Source organism: Phycisphaeraceae bacterium, from assembly GCA_019636555.1.
Taxonomy (GTDB): domain Bacteria; phylum Planctomycetota; class Phycisphaerae; order Phycisphaerales; family UBA1924; genus JAFEBO01.
In genome coordinates this window covers 3,328,329-3,344,732 of the sequence record JAHBXH010000001.1, presented here as the reverse complement: position 1 = coordinate 3,344,732, position 16,404 = coordinate 3,328,329, and the positions used below count along the sequence as shown (strand labels likewise).

Sequence of the window (16,404 nt, the reverse complement as noted above, 5' to 3'; positions counted from 1 at the left end):
TTCCAACTTGCTTGCTCTTTCGTTCCGCCAGCCACTGGGGCTTGGGCGAGTTCCGTCTATGCGGGCTGGGGTAGCCTGAGGCCCGTCGCTATTCTGGGAGTCGGTCCAGTTCGGCTTCGGCCCTGTCGACCAGCCGGCGCACCGTTTCGGGTCCAAAATCAAAGCGCAACCCGGCGGCGCTGAAGAGCGCCGGCAACGGCCTTGACCCGCCCAGCGTCATCGCCCGGATGTACAGGTCGATGGCCGCTTTTTCGCCTCGTTCAAGCCCGATCAGCCATAACTGCAATGCGCCCAGCTGGGCAATCGCGTATTCGATGTAGTAGAACGGGACCGAAAAGATGTGCGACTGGCGATGCCAGATGTACCGGCGTGTCTCCTCGATCCCTTCCCACGAACAAGAGCTGCCGAACCGCGTGTCGAGGCGCAGCCATTCCTCGATTCTCTGCTCGTGCGAATGGCGGGGGTTGGTATAGATCCAGTGCTGGAACGCATCGACCGTGGCGATCCAGGGGAGCAAATAGACGGCACGCTCGATCTGCTGGCGCCGGGCGCGGGCCAGGTCTTCCTCCGAGGAATAAAAGCCGTCTTGTCCGCCGATGTGAGGCAGCGTCAGCAGTTCCATGCTCATGCTCGCGACCTCGCAGAACTCTAGCGGCGCGTGCCGATACGCCAGCAGCGGCTCGTTAATCGACAGCACGGAGTGAAAAGCGTGCCCCGCTTCGTGCAGCATGGTCGATACATCCCGCCCGGTACCTGCGGCATTCATGAAAATGAACGGCTTGCGCGAGCGGTCGCGTACGTACTGATAACCGCCGGGAGCCTTGCCTTTGCGCGAATCCAGATCGAGGCAGGCGCCATCAGCCGATCCACGTGCTTCGCTTCCGCTTCCGAGTTCGGCGAGCATCGAGCCCAACCGCGGATCGAGCCTGTTGAATGTCCGGACCGACTTGGACATCAATTCCGTGCCGTTACTGAACGGTCGCAGCGGGCCACGCCCTTTGACATCGACGGTGAGGTCCCACGGGCGCAGAACATCGACGCCGAGCGAGCGCCGGCGCTTCTCCTCCTGGCGCCGGATCATCGGAACGACGACGTCCTCGCAGGCACGATGAAAATCGAAACAATGCCTCGGTGTGTAATCGAATCGGTGCTTCGCCTTGAAGACGTAGCCGACAAAGTCCGCGAACCCGGCGTTGCGTGCGACCCGATCGCGCATTTCGACCATGGTGTCGAACAGGCTGTCGATCCCGTCTTTGTCCTGCAAGCGGCGTGCGGCAACGCTCCGCCAGGCGCTTTCTCGCACGGAGCGGTCGATCGACTCCTGGTACACCGCCATCTGAGGCAGCGTCTTTTCACCTCCGTCAAACGACACCGTCATCGCGCCGATTATCTGATCGTACTTCTGGCTCAACTTGGAAAGCTCGGTCTCGAGCGGGATGTTCTCGGTACGAAAAAGCGCGATATCCGCCGCAGTGTCGCGAATCACGACTCCATACCGCTCATCCGAAAGGCTCAGACGCTCCGCCTCGGCCGTCAGCTTCTTGTCCAGCGCAAACGCGAGCGGCTTTATTTTGGGGACGATGTTCTCGATGAATTCCGCGTACGCCCGCTGCGCCGGGGCGTCTTCGGTCGCGCACGTCATCGCGATATACAGATTGGCCTGCGCTTCCGAACACGCCGCGTCCAGTTCGCTCCGGTCGATCATCCACGCATCGAAGTCCGCCCGGGAGCGCAGGGGACGATCAAGCAGCTCGTGAAAAACCGGCTCCAGAGCGCTCCATGAAGTGGCATCCAGCGAAGCGGGAACGCTCGTTGCCGGGGGCACAAACTCGATGGTTGCTGATGTCAATCGTCGTCCTTCCTCTCGCGATGCGGCATCGCGCCGCGTCCCGACGATAGCAGACATCCAAAGAAAAAACGCCGCGAAGGCCGCGGCGTCTCGGGGCAATTTGCGAAAGAAAGGCGGCTATTTCTTCTTGGTCGTCAAATCTTTGATCTTCTTGTCCGTGGGCTCGACCCACTCTTCCTTGAACTTGTCCGGCAGGATGTTGAACTTGAAAATGGAAAGATTCGGATTGTTGTTCACCGCCGACAGAATGCGGTTCATGCATTCACGCGCTTTGCCGGCGAGACGGGCCTTGCGTTCGTCGTCCAGCCCCGATGCCATCTGCAGTGCCGCGTTCAGCGTCTGCACATACTCGGTGAACTGCTGATCGTCGCGCGCCGTCTTCTCGCGGAAATCCATCTGCATCTGCTCGGCCCTGCAGATCGGCCACAAGTATCCGGGTTTCTTCACGCCGACCCACTCCACTTCGGGGAGCCGCATCGCCTTTGCGAGCTCGTCGAGCGTGGCGGCCGTTCCGAGCGAGAACTTCACCTTCGCCGCGGTCTGGGAATTGAACGTCAGCACGCGATCCTTCGGGTTGAGCACGATGTCGCCCGACGTGGTGTCCTGATAGAACGAAACGTCGCCCTCGGGAGAAATCGAAGCGCTCAACGGCTCCATGATCTGCATCGCACGCATGATCTCGAACTTGTGGTTGCCGCGCGCAGAAATCTTCTCCATCTGGAAAAGGATCTGCTCGAGGTCGCGATCCTTCACGGCCACCAGATCGCCGCTCCATCCGGTGCAGGCTCCGTACGCGCCCTCGGGCGTGAAGTAGATTTCCTCAATCGCGTGCGAGGTCATCGCCGCGGCAGAGATCGCGTAATCGATCCACGCGACGGTGCGGAAGTTCCTGCGATATTCGTTGTAGATCACATCCGAAAGCTTCTGGATCTCGAGCAGCGCGCCGCCGCCCGAATTCACCCGGAATACCACGATGTCCACGTCTTCCTGCTTGAGCAGCGGGATCGCATCGTGAAGCGGCTTGGCCATCATGTACAGACCGACCATGTCGCGTTCGCCGCCCTCACCCAGCGTCAGAACCGCGGCACGGGGAACGCCCGGCCGGCGGGGCTTGGGTGCCGCGTCCGAACTCGCCGGAGCGGGGATCGCTTCCGCGGACTTGATCTCTTCCGGCTTGGTTTCTTCGACCTTGCTTTCCTCGGCTTTCGACTCCGCCTTGGCCTCGGCCGACGCCGGATTGCGCTCGATCGACTTCATCTCGCTCGGCGTGAACATCCTCGTTTCTTCGAGATTCCCCGAGCCGATCTTGATCCAGACGATGCCCTCGAACTCGCGAACGATCTCGCCTTCGACGGTCTTGCCGTTCTGAAGCGTGATCCTCGCGTGGTCGCCCACGGCCGCCATCGCTCGCGGCGAGATGCCGGCGATTCCGACCGCCAGCGCGGCGCCCACGAACAATCCCAACACTGACTTGGTGATCCGGATTCTGTTCATTGCCTTTGCCTCTGGGTTCTGTGGCTCTTTGGCCGCTTATTTTCGGTCGACGAGCTGCTGCAATTCGATCTGCTCGCGCTGAAGTTCCAACTGGGTCAAACTCGGCACACGGTTGTCCGCATGCCAGCGCGGACCGAACGCCTCTCCGTACAGCTTCAACTTGTTGATGATTGTGTCGTACTGGCGGATCTGCTTGCCCCGCGATTGCGTGCGCTGCTCGTACGATCCCGTGCCCGCCACGACGCCGCCGCCGCTCTGGTCGGCGTCAAAGTCCTCAAGAATCCTCTTGATTTCCTTGGTCGCGTTGTTCAGGTCGCGCTTCCAGCCGTCCATGATGCGCTTCGAGGCGCCGTTCACGATCTGATGGTTCCTTGATAGACCGAGTTGGAAGATCAGATCGTCGAGATTGTCGGCCGTGCCCTTCGAAACATTGATCGCTCGCGCCGTATCCGAGTTCAGCGTGAGCACCGACTTCGTCGTCCCGCGCACGCTCGCCTGCATCGAGTCGCCCATCTCGCCCGATGTCAACGCGAACTCATCGGGCCGCTCCGGCGCGCGCTCGAGGAAGATCGGCCTCCCGCCCTCGAGCCGGTAGGAGAGCAGATAGCCCGGGCGGCACATCGCCTGGATGATCATCGGGTCGTATCCGCCCCGGATCAGGAAGCCCTCCGCTCTGGCCATCCGCAGCGAGTACTGCTTCTGACGGACGACCTCGTCGCCCTTGCCCTCGAGCATCACGCCGATGCCGCCGATCCCGCCCATTTTGCCGTCGTTCGTAAAGTAGATTTCCGGCGAAATGAACGGAATGAACGCCGGGCCGCCCATGGCGCGCTTCACCCACATCACCAGCCGTGGCGGCTGGCTCCACTCGCGCATCATCTCGTCCCCGAAAATCGGGATGATCTTCTGCGCCCGGAACAACTCGTCGAAGTTCGCTTCGTTGTCCGGAAGAGGTGTGAGCTCGTCCGCCTCCCACTTTGCATCGATCTTGACGATCACCACATCGGCGTTCTGGTTGCGTGCATCGCGCATCGCCTGCCTGATCGGTGTCTCGCTGATGTCGTAGCCGAACTCGCCGTTCAACTCCATCACGTACACGCGCTTGGGTCCCGAATCCTGGGCCCGCACGTGCGACACATTGATCAGCATCGCCAGCGCCGCCGCCGCGACCAGCCCAAGTAACCTCGCTCCGCCTGCGAACACGCTCAGCATCGCCGAAATCTCCATGAAGGGCGCCGGACGCTCGGCCGGCGCAAAAAACCCGTCTCTTTCTATCGAAGCCGGGCCCACCGGGTTCGTCAAAGGTTAGACGCCGGAGGGCGGGTGAAGTTCCCGAGAGATCCGGATCGCCTCGGCCAATCCTTCCGTCGCCGACGTGATTCTGCCCTCCAATTGCCCGTCGTACACCCGCTCCAGGACGGTACGGAAAACCGGCCCGGGCGACAGGCCCGAAGCGACCAGATCGTCCCCGGTCACGAAGGGCTTGGGGGCGATGCCCCCGAACAAACCCTTCAACTCTTCGATACGCCGCCCGATCGCCTCCGCGACCGGAGCATCGATCGCCCGCACGATTTCAACCGCCCAGAAGAACCCGCGGCACGCCGCGGTCCGCTTCTGAAAAGCCATCGCGCTTTCCGTCCATTTGCTCTTCAAAGCAGCCGTCAGCCGGAGCACAGCCAGGCAATCGTCGCGCTCCTCATTGCTCAGGCAGAGTGCGCCGCGTGTCTCACGAAGAACCTCGAGGCGCAGCCCGTCCGCTTCGGGGCCCGCTTGAACGAGGCGATCACCCTCGCGATCGAGAAGTGCCGAAGCCAGCGCGCCGGCAAAGATGCCGCACGGCTCGTCACGCGACGCGAGGGACAGCCGATCCAGTGTCGGTCGCGCGGCATCCGCCCGCGCCGGCCTCTGAAATGTCGGCCCATCCAGCCCGAGCGCCGCGAGCAGCCGCATCGCGCTGCCGCGCGATTCGTGCGCCAGCATCAGCCGCACCTCTTCGCCGATCCGTTCGCGGCTGATCCCGCTCAGTTCGCCCGCGTGCCGCCGGATCGCCTCGCGCGTCGCCGGCTCGATCTCGAAACCCAGCCGCGTCGAAAGACGCACGGCGCGCAGGGCGCGCAGGTCGTCTTCTCTCAGCCGCTGATCGGCATCGCCCACCGCGCGCAGCACCCTCGCGCGCAGATCGGCCACGCCCCCGACATGATCGATCACGCGCGACGGATCATCCGGGCGCTTCACGGGGTCAAGAAACAGCGCATTCACCGTGAAATCGCGCCGCTTCGCGTCCGCGACTTCATCCGAAAACGTGATCTGATCGGGCCGGCGCCGATCGGTGTATTCGCCATCAGCGCGGAACGTCGCGACCTCGACGGTGACGCCCTCGTGGCGAACCAGCATCACACCGAACGCCGCGCCGACATGGGCCGTGCGCGGAAACAGCGCCGCGATCGCATCCGGCCGAGCATCGGTCGCAACGTCGTAGTCTTTCGGAGCGGTCCCGAGCAACTCGTCGCGCACGCACCCGCCCGCGAAATAAGCGACATGCCCGCGCTCGCGCAGCGTCCGCACGATCCACGTCGCGACTTCTCTCGCCTTGGCCGAACCTTGTGCCATCGGCTGAGTTTATGAAAGCGAAAGAGGTTCCGCGTGCCGGCACGTTTCGACTCAGGACTTCAAAACACAGGACCCAGGACATCCCGACATCAGGTTCCACGCGCCCGCATTCGGGTTCTTCTCCGTGTCCTCTGCGATCTCCGTGGTGAATTGCCTTCTCTTCACGCCTTCGCGCGAGCCTGATCCAGAAACTCCACCGCCCGCCTCAAGTGCGGCACCACGATGCTCCCCCCGACGATCAGCGCCACATCCATCGCTTCCCAGATCTCTTCATCCGAGAAACCCAGCTTCACGCACTGATCAACGTGGTACGCGATGCAGTCGTCGCACCGCAGCACCGCCGACGCCACCAGCCCGAGCAGCTCCTTGGTCTTGACCGGTAGCGCGCCCTCCGAATACGTCTGGTGATCGAGCGAGAAAAACCGCTTCGTGACCAGCGTTCCGCCCGGCGCGACCGAACCATCCGCCCGCGCCGCGCCCACGCCGGCTCGCTCCTTCTCATCGCCGAGAATGCGGCAATTCATCCGCGTGCGATAGGTCTGGAACTGCTCGTACCTCGAAGTGGCTTGCGTCATGCCCGATCGTACGGGGAGGAGATTTCACCACGGAGGACACAGAGAGCACGGAGAAAAACGGGAGAGAATGGGACGGGAAGCAAGAGGGAGTCATTTGCGAATGCAGGTGGGCATCACTGGCCGAGAAATTCCCTCCCCCTCCCCTTCATTGCTTTTCTCTGTGTTCTCTGTGTTCTCTGTGTCCTCTGTGGTGAATCTCTTCGCCCTCACTTCTTCCTCACCATCGCCACCCCGTTCCCGATCGGCACGCAGCACGCGATCAGCCTCGGGTCCGCGCCCATCTTCCGATTGAGCGCATCCATCGTGTCCCGATCCGCGTCCTTCCCGGGCTCCATGTCCATCGTCCACCGGCTTGCCAGCGCGTTGTCGAACAGGATCACACCGCCCGGCCTCACCAGCGGCAGCGCCGCCTCCAGATACTGCGGATACTCGCTCTTGAGCGCATCGATGAACACCAGATCCACGCTCTCGTTCCCGATTTCCTTTGCGATCTCTTTTTCAATTTTGGGCAGCACCTCCAGCACGCGCCCCTGACGGATCGAGATCCGCTCCGAGAGCCCGCACTGCCGGAACGTCTCCGCCGCCTGCTCCGCGTGCACCGTGCTCATCTCGATCGTGATCAGCTTCCCGCCCTCCGCCATCCCGCGCGCGATCCAGACACTCGAATACCCCGCCAGCGTCCCGAACTCGAGCGCCAGTTTCGCTCGGCCACTCTTTCCCGCCATCGACGCGATCACCTCCAGAAACTTCCCCGTCTCCGGGCTCACCTCGATCCGCGGCACGCCCGCCTTCTCCGCGCGCGACATCACCGCGCCCAGAGGCGCATCTTCTCGCGCAAACACCTCTCGCATGTAGTTCGAAAGAAACGCCCAGCGCTCGGCGGTCATGTCCATGCCGCACGGTAGCTGGGGAGAAATGAATTCACCACGGAGCACACAGAGAGCACTGAGAAAGACAGAGAGTTATGAATCGAAGTGCAGTGCACGACGACGGCTCCGGCCGCCAAACTCTCTTTCTGCCTTTCTCTGCGTTCTCTGTGTTCTCTGTGGTGAAATCTCTTGCTTACGCCGCCTTCGAGCTTTGATCCACCCGGCTCTTCTCCGCCGCCCAGGCAAACCCCTTCGAAGCGCGATCGCGCAAGGGGTGGAGAACACCTCGCGCCCCTCGCGCGACCGCAGGCACCAAGTTCTTGACGGCGCTGCGGAATGCCGCGGCCCCGTACGCACTCTCCGGTGTCGCTTGCGCTGCAGGCTGCTCGGCCGGAGCCTGCGGAATGTCTTTCTTTCCCAACGATCCGCCCATCGAACCAATGGATGCCACCCGTTCCCGCACGCTCGCGCACGCGCCTTTCGCCATTCCGACGCACGCATCCTTCATTCTGCCGACCGGCCCCTTCGGCCTCTCCCAGCGCTTCCGCGCCACGCTGCGCACGAGGAGCACGCTCGAGCACGCCGCGACCGCGCATCCCCACGCCCACAGCATCGTGGCCCGCGGGCCCGAGAGCGCATCCGACGCCGCTAGTCCGCCCGTGAGAATCGCAAAGAAGGAGCACAAGCCCAGCGTTCCGATGAACGCACCCTTCAGCATCCCGCTCGGCACGGGCATCGGGGGTGGCAAAGGGACCGCTGTTTTCTTGGCGGCTTTCGAAACCCTTGCGTCTTTCCTGTTCGCGGCTTCCGCGCTGTCTTCGCCATCGACGAACTTTGGAGGCGGGATGTACGCCGCAGAGGTCGTCTTCGCGCTCAGGCGTGCCGCCGCCCGTTCCGACGAGTCGTCAAAGGCCCACCAGAGCAGCAAATACCCACGCCAGAGCAGCCAGATCGGGCTCGTGGCGACGCGCAGAACCATGGAGAGTGCGTCGGGCATAGAGCCTTACTCGGAATTACTCGCTCCGTCTTTCGCCAGTTTCCAAGTCTTTCTCGGCCTTTTGCCTTTCTCCGTGTTGCTCCGTGTTGCTCCGTGTTGAGCTGCTTTTTCCCACCTCAGCACGCGAACAATGTAGTCTCGTGTTCTCCCCCATCTCCGAAATCCTCGATGACCTCCGCGCCGGCCGCATGATCGTCCTCACCGACGATGAAGACCGCGAAAACGAGGGCGATCTTGTCCTCCCCGCCCAGTTCGCCACCCCCGAAGCCATCACCTTCATGCTCACGTCGGCCCGGGGCTACCTCTGCCTCTCGCTCACCGAAGCCGATTGCGATCGCCTCGATCTGCACGCCCAGGGACCGCTCAACACCTCCAGCCGCGGCACGGCCTTCACGGTCTCCATCGACGGACACCCCAAGCACGGCTTCACCACCGGCGTCTCCGCGCGCGAGCGCGCCCGCTGCATCCAGATGATGATCGATCCGCGCACCACGCCCGAAGATTTTGTCCGCCCCGGTCACATCAATCCGCTCCGCTCACGCGACGGCGGCGTGCTCGTCCGCACCGGCCAGACCGAGGGCAGCGTCGATCTCTGCCGCATGGCCGGTTTGTACCCCGCCGCGGCAATCATCGAGATCATGAAAGACGACGGCGAAATGGCCCGCGTCCCCGATCTCGAAGTCTTCTGCAAAAAGCACAAACTCAAGATGTGCAGCGTCGCGCAGCTCATCGCCCACCGTCTCGGCGACGGCAGCCTCATCAAACGCCTCGGCCCGATCCGCACGCTCAAGACCGCCTTCGGCGAGTTCGATGCGATCGCGTACGAATCCGCCGTCGATCCGCTGCCCCATCTCGTTCTCGCGCTCGGCGGCGTCGGTCGCGTTCCATCGAACGAGCCGACACTCGTGCGCATGCACCGTCGCCATCTGCTCGGCGATGTTTTCGCGGAGATAAATGGATCCATGCAATCCAGCGGCGATGTGCTCCGTGATTCACTGAAGAAGATCGCCGCGGAAGGGCGCGGCGCCGTCGTCTATCTCCGCACGCAGATGCCCGATGAACCCGAAGACGATTTGGAAGCACTCTTGCAGGCGCCGCGAAGCAGCGGAGTGCCGCGCGTCGCCTCAACCGCAGGCGACGCCTCGCGCACCCAGCGCGATTTCGGCGTCGGTGGCCAGATCCTCCGCGATCTTGGTCTCTCCAAACTCCGGCTCATCACCAATTCCGCCCGCGACCTCCCCGGGCTCGATGCCTTCGGCCTCGAGATCGTGGAACGCATCGCGGCGGGGCAGTGAGCGGCCCATCGCTCGACGATAAAATCTTTCGTAATAGCGTTTTACGAAGAAATACCTAAAATTTTCCGATCCCGTCCAAAAACCGGATAGACTATACCGTGGCGCCCGGCTTTGTGTGCGTTGCGGACCGCAAAGCGTGCAGCGGGTGGGCCAAGGTAATCACGCTCCATCTGGAATTGCTCGGAGAAACGAATCGTGAAACGCAAATCAAATCTGTTCGTCGTGTTCGCAGGGCTGTGCCTCGCGGCCGCTCCCGTCGCCTTCGCCGATGAGCCGCAGAATCCGGCGCAGAAGACCATGGATCAGACCAAGGACGCCGCGAAGCAAGGCTGGCAGCAGGCGCAGGATGCCGCGAAGGATGGCCAGAAAAAAGCCGCCGACATGATGGGGGGAATGGACCCCAAGCAAATGGAAGAGATGATGAAGTCGATGATGCCGGGCGAGCATCACAAGACTCTCCTCCAGTACGTCGGCGACTGGGACGTGAAGGCAAAGATGTGGATGGCGCCCGGCGCGCCGGCCGAGGAAACGACCGGTACCGCGACCGCCAAGTCGGAATTCGGCGGCCGCTTCGTCTTCATGACCTACGAGAGCGAGATGATGGGGCAGCCCTTCGAAGGCCGCCTCATCCTCGGATACAACAACAACACCAAGCAGAACGAGGCGGCATGGGTGGACAACATGAGCACCGGCGTGTGGTATTCGACCGGCAACGCGTCGAGCGACGGCAAGGTGTTCACGTTCACGGGAACATTCGTCGAGCCCGACGGCGAGAAGAAGGCGACTCGCGAAGTGACGACGTTCAAGTCCCCCGACCTGTACGTCTCTGAGTTCTTCGAGACCGGGAAGGACGGCAAGGAAAACAAGATGATGGAACTCACCTACACGCGCAAGGGCAAGGCCGCCACCATGAAGCCCGCAGGTGGCGAACCGAGCAAGTAGCACGCGGTCAACTTGCTTTCTTCGCGGCGTCGGCTTGGTCCTCCCCCTTTGCCAAAGGGGGAGGCGGCCGCTTCAGCGGCCGGAGGGGTTTTCTGCAATCCCTTATGCCCGCTGTCGAAAGCAGGATTCGAATCGGAATTCGTGTGATCAGCGCGGAGAGTGCCAGCGGAATAATCGAAGGGGAGTGAAGCGCCGCGCGAAACCGCCGCGGCGCTTTTTCTTGCCGCGTCAATCTCTTTGCCTGGTCAATTCTTCTGCCGCGACCTCGGCGTTACTGCGACCACCACGCCGCCAGCGCGACCGGCACCACCAGCCAAGCCAGCCCCTTCACAAGGAAGAACGTGAATGCCACGACTCCCGCGCGCTTGCCCCAGCGAGCCACCCATGCAGACTTGCCCGGCGAGGTCGGCGGTTCCTTCTGAGTTTCCGATCGCGAATCGGCCATGCGGAGCTCCGTTGAGACTGAGTCTCAATAGAGTAGCCGCGTCGTATGCCGCGGGCAATCCGAGCGAATCAGATCCGGTCGAAAACCGGCAGGGGGCCCACAAGCGGGCGGGCGTAGTCAAGAAACGCCTGGCTCACATCGTTCGTCCCCTGGATGAACTCCTTGGGCATGTGCTTGGTTTTCGCCGCGACATCAGTCAGCTCGATCCGCTTGAACTCGCAGCGGTAGGGGTTTCCTGGCGCGCGGATCAGCGCGATCGAGCCGTCGAGTTCACCCGCCGCGGCAGCCTTCGCCGCCACGCGCCCAGCTTCGCGCGCTTCCTGCTTGTCCACGACGCTTGCATCCGGCCAGCAGCGCTGCAGATACCCAAACGTGTCCGCGCGCACGCGAGGCGGCTTTCCGTCTTTGCCCTTGATCCGGCTCTTGACCAGATCAGACAACTGATCGCCGAGCGCGCCCGAACCGGAAAGCTGCACGTTGCCGTGGCTGTCCACCTGGCCGCCCTTGATCAGCTTCGCGCCGATCGCCTGCCCGTTTTTATCTTGAATCCCTTCGCTGACCGCGATCTGGCAGCGCCCGGTTTTCGAGTACACCTTCTCGACATCCGCGATGAACTGATCCGTGTCGAACGGGACCTCGGGAAGATAGATCAGGTGCGGCCCGTCATTCGGGTCGCCGCCTATCGAACGCGCCAGCGCGCTCGCCGCGGTCAGAAAACCCGCGTGCCTTCCCATCACCACGTTGATCTTGATGCCGGGAAGGCTCCGGTTGTCGAGGCTGTCCGCGGCAAACGCCATCGCGACAAAGCGCGCCGCGCTCGGAAACCCCGGTGTGTGATCGTTCACCGGAAGATCGTTGTCCACCGTCTTCGGAACATGGAAGCAGCGCAGCTCGTAGCCCGAGGTACGAGCCAGTTCGTTCACGATGCGGCACGTGTCCGAACTGTCGTTGCCCCCGACATAGAAGAAGTAGCGGATGTTGTGCTGCTCGCACGCCTTGAGAATCTTGGCGCAATAGTCCTTGTCCGGCTTGTCGCGGCTGCTCCCCAAGGACGCCGACGGTGTGTTCGCGACGCGCTCGAGTTTGTCCTGCGCGACTTCGGTCAGGTCGATCAGGTCGCCCTTCGTGAGCCCGTTCACGCCGTGGCGCATCCCCAGAATCTTCTGGACGTTTCCCGTCGCTTTCAGCCCGGATCGAAGACCCTCGACCACACCCACCAGCGACTGATTGATCACCGCCGTCGGCCCACCCGATTGCCCGACCACCGCGTTACCCGTCAACAACTTCGCTCCAGCCATACACAAAACTCCTGAACAGGTGTCCGGTTTTCGTTGCTCACTCGCGAGCGCGATAGTACGACCCAAACGCGCGCTCCCGCGCTCCGCGAAGCAACCTCAACCGCTTTTTCCCGTAGACTCGAACCATGACCCTCCGCAGTCTCATCCGTCGTTCTTCGTTCCTCGCCGCCGGCATCGTTTCGAGCTTGGTCGGCGCCGCCGGCGCTCTCGCGCAGCACGCCGTCTCGCCCGATCCGGGGAATCCGCTCGCCGGCCCGGCGAACGGGATGCGCCGCACCGATCTCGGCTGGCAGGCCTTCACGAACGCGACAATCCACGTCGCTCCGGGCAAGACCGTCGAGCACGCAACGCTTGTTGTCCGCGATGGGAAAATCGTCGCGATCCTCACGCCCGAAGCCGGCGGCAAAGCCGCGCCGACGCCGATCGGACCGATCGTGCGCGACTGCACCGGGCTGCACATCTACCCCGGTTTCATTGACGCGTACGTGGAAGTTGCAACGCCTCTTCCCGATCTGAACGCGCCGGGCGCGCACTGGAGCGCGAAGGTGATGCCCCAGCGCCGCGCGACCGACGGCAACGGAGTTTCTGAGCGCGAGGCAGAGTCGCTCCGCAATCAGGGCTTTGTTGCCGCGGCACTCGTCCCCATCAACCCAAGCTCGGGTCGCCCCTTCTCCGTCAACACCAGCGACGATGACTTCGATGAATCCGCGCCGGTGCGCGCCAATCCGGGCGGGATCTTCCGAGGCCACGGCGCGGTCGTGAGCCTGCAAAAGCCCGGCGAAGGAATGAGCGCATCGCGCCCGCCCATCTACCGCGACGATGTCTTCCACGCGCTCGCCTTCGAACTCGGCGGGAGAGCTGGGGGCGGAGGACCCGGTGGCGGTTCCGGTTCGCTCAGCCCGCAGGAACTCGAGCGCTGGCCGAGTTACCCGGGTTCGGAAATGGGCGCGATCGCCCTGATCCGACAGACCTTGAGCGACGCCGATTGGCTCGCGCAGACAAGAAAAGACAACTACAGCGTCCCACCCGGCGTGCTCGATTCATTGATCGATCGCGCGCAGCCCTTGTACTTTGAAGTGAGCGACGAACTCGAAGTCGTTCGCGCCGCGAAGATCGCGCGCGAGTTCAAGCGCCCCGCGATCATCAAGGGCTCGGGCCTCGAATTCCGTCGGCTCGACGACATCGCGCAAAGGCTCGCCGCGGCAGGCGATGCACCGCAGATCCCGCTCATCGTGCCGCTCTCGTATCCCAAAGCGCCCGATGTTTCGACCGTCGGCGCCGCCGAGGCCGCCGGCTTGCGCGAGATGATGACTTGGGAGCAGGCGCCGAGCAACGTGCGCCGCCTGAAAGACAAGGGCGTGCGCGTCGCACTCACGAGTTCCGATCTCCGCTCGCGCTCGCAGTTCCGCGCGAACCTCGAAAAAGCGATGAAGTACGGCCTCGCCCCCGAGGCCGCGCTGGCGATGCTCACCACCGAGCCCGCGGCAATCCTCGGTGTGGACAAGACCCTCGGCACCATCGAGAACGGAAAAGCCGCGAGCTTCATCGTCGCATCCGGCGATCTCTTCGCGCTCCCGCCCGATGAACCCGAAGACAAGAGCGCTGACGAAAAAGCCGACAAGCCCGACGCGGGCGCCCCCGAACCGGAGAAGGCCGATGGTCCCGCGCGCAAGCGCGCCGGACCCGGCCGCGCCGACAAGCCGCGCGCTCCCAAGGTCGAGATCCGTGAGGTGTACGTGGATGGCATTCGCACCGAAGTTGCGCTTGCCGGTGCGTCGCAGCTTGCGGGAGTATGGGATGTGACGTTGGACAAGCCGATGGACGGCACCATCAGCCTCACCTTCAATAACACCGGTGAGTTGACGATCACCAAGACGTTCACCGATCAGAAGGATGATAAGGGCAATCCCAAAGTCACGACTTCCAAGGGCAAGAACGTCGCGGTCGAAGGCCGGCGCGTTTCCTACTCCTTCGAGCACAAGCCCTTCGACAAAGAAGGCGTGTTCAGCGCTTCCGCCGCGCTCGCACCCGACAATCAATCCATGGAGGGGATCGCGCTCACAACCAGCGGCGAACCGCTCAAGTGGCGCGCGGTGAGGAAAGAGGAAAATCAGGAACATGCCGCACGGAAAATGCCGGGATTGGTCGGCTGTTTCCTGCTCGAAGAGATCGATGGCAAGAAAGGCGGCGGCTCGCTCATCTGCATCCGCAAAGACGGAACCGTTACCCTGCGGATGAACAACACGGTTCTCAAGGCCGACGACGTCTCGATCAAAGATGGGACCATCAAGTACACGTGCGACATGGGCAAACTCGCAGATCCTTCGCGCGATGCGCCTTCGGATCGACTTGTGAAAGTGGAAGCAAAGCTCGAGGGCGATCAACTCATCGGATCGATGGTCGTGCCCGATGGTTCGACGCATCAGTGGAAAGGATCGCGAAAGCCCGGTGATCCGGAAGTGCTCGCCGATTTGCCCGACGAAATCGGCTATCCGTTCGGTGCGTACGAGCGCGATGATCGCGCGGCATTCACCGGTGATGCGCCGGTCGTCGTGATCACCAACGCGACGGTGTGGACGAGCGGGCCGCAGGGGATTCTGAAAGATGCGTCGGTCGTGCTCAAGGGCGGAAAGATCGATTCGGTCATCGCGGGCGGTGCGGCGCCGATCGACGGCGCGATCGTGATCGACGCGAAAGGCAAGCATGTCACGCCGGGGATCATCGATTGCCACAGCCACACGGGGATTTCGAAGGGCGTGAACGAGGGCGGGCAGGCGGTCACTTCGGAAGTGCGCATTCAGGATGTGACCGATCCCGATTCGATCTCGTGGTATCGGCAGCTCGCGGGCGGCGTCACTGCGGTGAACAGCCTGCACGGTTCGGCGAACGCGATCGGCGGACAAACCGCGGTGAACAAGAATCGCTGGGGATCAACGAGCGCGGATGACCTGCACTTTGCGGGGCGCGATTCGTTCGATGACGCGAATCCGTTCGCGCCGGGCGTGAAGAAGTCGTATCCGATGCCGCCGGGAGTGAAGTGGGCGCTCGGAGAAAACCCGCGGCAGGTGAACGGCAGCAGCCGCAACCGGTATCCGCAGTCGCGCATGGGTGTCGAAGCGCTCATCCGAGATCGGTTGACGGCGGCGCGGGAATACGAGCAATCGTGGAGGGATTGGAGCGCGGGCAAGCACGGGGCCGGTGCGCTGCCGCCTCGCCGGGATCTCGAACTCGAAGCGCTCGCGGAAGTGCTGAGCGGTTCGCGCCTCGTGCATTGCCACAGCTACCGGCAGGATGAACTGCTCGCGCTCGCCAAGATCTGCAAGGAATTCAATTTCAAGCTCGGGACGTGGCAGCACATTCTCGAGGGGTACAAGGTTGCGACCGATGTGCGCGACAACGCGCGCGGGGCGAGCGCGTTCTCCGACTGGTGGAACTACAAGGTCGAGGTGCAGGACGCGATCGCGCAGGGGCCGATTCTGATGCACGATGTCGGCGTGGTCGTGAGCTACAACTCCGACAGCGACGAGATGGCGCGCCGGCTAAATCTGGAAGCGGCAAAGGCCGTGAAGTACGGGAATCTCTCAGAGGAAGAGGCGCTCAAGTTCGTGACCATCAATCCGGCGATTCAGCTCGGTCTCGAAAAGCGGGTCGGCAGTCTCGAGCCGGGAAAAGAGGCGGATGTCGTGATCTGGAGCGCGGATCCGCTCTCGGTTTCTTCGCACGCCGAGCGCGTGTTCATCGATGGTCGCGAGATGTTCTCGCTCGACATGGACGCGAAACTTCGCAAGCAGAACAACGAGAATCGCCAGCGAATCATCCAGAAGCTGAAGAAGGAGCCGCCGGCGCGCGGCGGCGGGGGCGAAGGGCCGAAGGATTCCGAGATGGATGACGCCGACGCGGCGCGTGAGCGCATCATGCTCGACATGCTGAATCGGCGCGGCAGCCTCGATTCCAACATGCCGGGTGAGTGCGGGTGCGGGCTCGTCCACGCGGTGCAGTAGAGGCAGAGGCATTCACCACAGAGACACAG

General features: G+C 62.9%; 12 protein-coding genes. 3 read left to right on the top strand and 9 right to left on the bottom strand.

Going from position 1 to position 16,404, the window contains the following annotated elements; genetic code table 11:
• Positions 1-88 precede the first annotated feature (88 nt).
• From KF691_14375 to KF691_14345, 7 genes are all read right to left on the bottom strand, one after another.
• Positions 89-1,906, bottom strand: a complete 1,818-nt coding sequence (locus KF691_14375; protein MBX3390630.1) for a M3 family oligoendopeptidase — start codon at positions 1,904-1,906, stop codon at positions 89-91.
• Between the two features lie 60 nt (positions 1,907-1,966).
• Positions 1,967-3,343, bottom strand: coding sequence for a hypothetical protein (locus tag KF691_14370; protein MBX3390629.1), 1,377 nt, complete (start codon positions 3,341-3,343; stop codon positions 1,967-1,969).
• Between the two features lie 36 nt (positions 3,344-3,379).
• Positions 3,380-4,555 carry a hypothetical protein gene (locus KF691_14365; GenBank protein MBX3390628.1) on the bottom strand — a complete coding sequence of 392 codons (1,176 nt, stop codon included), beginning with the start codon at positions 4,553-4,555 and terminating at the stop codon, positions 3,380-3,382.
• Between the two features lie 93 nt (positions 4,556-4,648).
• On the bottom strand, positions 4,649-5,953 hold the full coding sequence (locus tag KF691_14360; protein MBX3390627.1) for a hypothetical protein: 1,305 nt from the start codon (positions 5,951-5,953) through the stop codon (positions 4,649-4,651).
• Positions 5,954-6,114: 161 nt separating this feature from the next.
• Complete coding sequence (locus tag KF691_14355) at positions 6,115-6,528, bottom strand: carboxymuconolactone decarboxylase family protein (GenBank protein MBX3390626.1); 414 nt, start codon at positions 6,526-6,528, stop codon at positions 6,115-6,117.
• A gap of 206 nt (positions 6,529-6,734) precedes the next feature.
• Positions 6,735-7,421, bottom strand: coding sequence for an O-methyltransferase (locus KF691_14350; protein MBX3390625.1), 687 nt, complete (start codon positions 7,419-7,421; stop codon positions 6,735-6,737).
• Between the two features lie 169 nt (positions 7,422-7,590).
• A complete protein-coding gene (locus KF691_14345) occupies positions 7,591-8,394 on the bottom strand; it encodes a hypothetical protein (GenBank protein ID MBX3390624.1) in 804 nt (267 codons plus the stop codon).
• Positions 8,395-8,534: 140 nt separating this feature from the next.
• Here KF691_14345 and ribB point away from each other — a divergent pair, with 140 nt between their 5' ends.
• Both ribB and KF691_14335 read left to right on the top strand, forming a co-directional pair.
• On the top strand, positions 8,535-9,689 hold the full coding sequence (gene ribB / locus KF691_14340; protein MBX3390623.1) for a 3,4-dihydroxy-2-butanone-4-phosphate synthase: 1,155 nt from the start codon (positions 8,535-8,537) through the stop codon (positions 9,687-9,689).
• Between the two features lie 195 nt (positions 9,690-9,884).
• On the top strand, positions 9,885-10,631 hold the full coding sequence (locus tag KF691_14335) for a DUF1579 domain-containing protein (protein ID MBX3390622.1): 747 nt from the start codon (positions 9,885-9,887) through the stop codon (positions 10,629-10,631).
• Positions 10,632-10,902: 271 nt separating this feature from the next.
• On the opposite strand, the gene KF691_14330 is transcribed toward KF691_14335, so the two are convergent.
• Positions 10,903-11,076: a hypothetical protein gene (locus KF691_14330; GenBank protein MBX3390621.1), complete on the bottom strand. Its 174-nt coding sequence runs from the start codon at positions 11,074-11,076 to the stop codon at positions 10,903-10,905.
• 68 nt (positions 11,077-11,144) lie between these two features.
• Positions 11,145-12,374 carry a 6-phosphofructokinase gene (locus KF691_14325; protein MBX3390620.1) on the bottom strand — a complete coding sequence of 410 codons (1,230 nt, stop codon included), beginning with the start codon at positions 12,372-12,374 and terminating at the stop codon, positions 11,145-11,147.
• A 125-nt stretch (positions 12,375-12,499) separates the two neighbouring features.
• On the opposite strand from KF691_14325, the gene KF691_14320 reads away from it, so the two are divergent.
• Complete coding sequence (locus KF691_14320) at positions 12,500-16,375, top strand: amidohydrolase family protein (GenBank protein MBX3390619.1); 3,876 nt, start codon at positions 12,500-12,502, stop codon at positions 16,373-16,375.
• Positions 16,376-16,404 lie beyond the last annotated feature (29 nt).

Bases quoted from the DNA above. Each gene is read 5' to 3' on its own strand.
- KF691_14345 (MBX3390624.1), bottom strand. From the start codon at position 8,394: ATGCCCGACGCACTCTCCATGGTTCTGCGCGTCGCCACGAGCCCGATC.
- KF691_14355 (MBX3390626.1), bottom strand. From the start codon at position 6,528: ATGACGCAAGCCACTTCGAGGTACGAGCAGTTCCAGACCTATCGCACG.
- KF691_14375 (MBX3390630.1), bottom strand. From the start codon at position 1,906: ATGTCTGCTATCGTCGGGACGCGGCGCGATGCCGCATCGCGAGAGGAA.
- KF691_14360 (MBX3390627.1), bottom strand. From the start codon at position 5,953: ATGGCACAAGGTTCGGCCAAGGCGAGAGAAGTCGCGACGTGGATCGTG.
- KF691_14320 (MBX3390619.1), top strand. From the start codon at position 12,500: ATGACCCTCCGCAGTCTCATCCGTCGTTCTTCGTTCCTCGCCGCCGGC.
- KF691_14370 (MBX3390629.1), bottom strand. From the start codon at position 3,343: ATGAACAGAATCCGGATCACCAAGTCAGTGTTGGGATTGTTCGTGGGC.
- KF691_14365 (MBX3390628.1), bottom strand. From the start codon at position 4,555: ATGCTGAGCGTGTTCGCAGGCGGAGCGAGGTTACTTGGGCTGGTCGCG.
- KF691_14325 (MBX3390620.1), bottom strand. From the start codon at position 12,374: ATGGCTGGAGCGAAGTTGTTGACGGGTAACGCGGTGGTCGGGCAATCG.
- KF691_14330 (MBX3390621.1), bottom strand. From the start codon at position 11,076: ATGGCCGATTCGCGATCGGAAACTCAGAAGGAACCGCCGACCTCGCCG.
- KF691_14350 (MBX3390625.1), bottom strand. From the start codon at position 7,421: ATGGACATGACCGCCGAGCGCTGGGCGTTTCTTTCGAACTACATGCGA.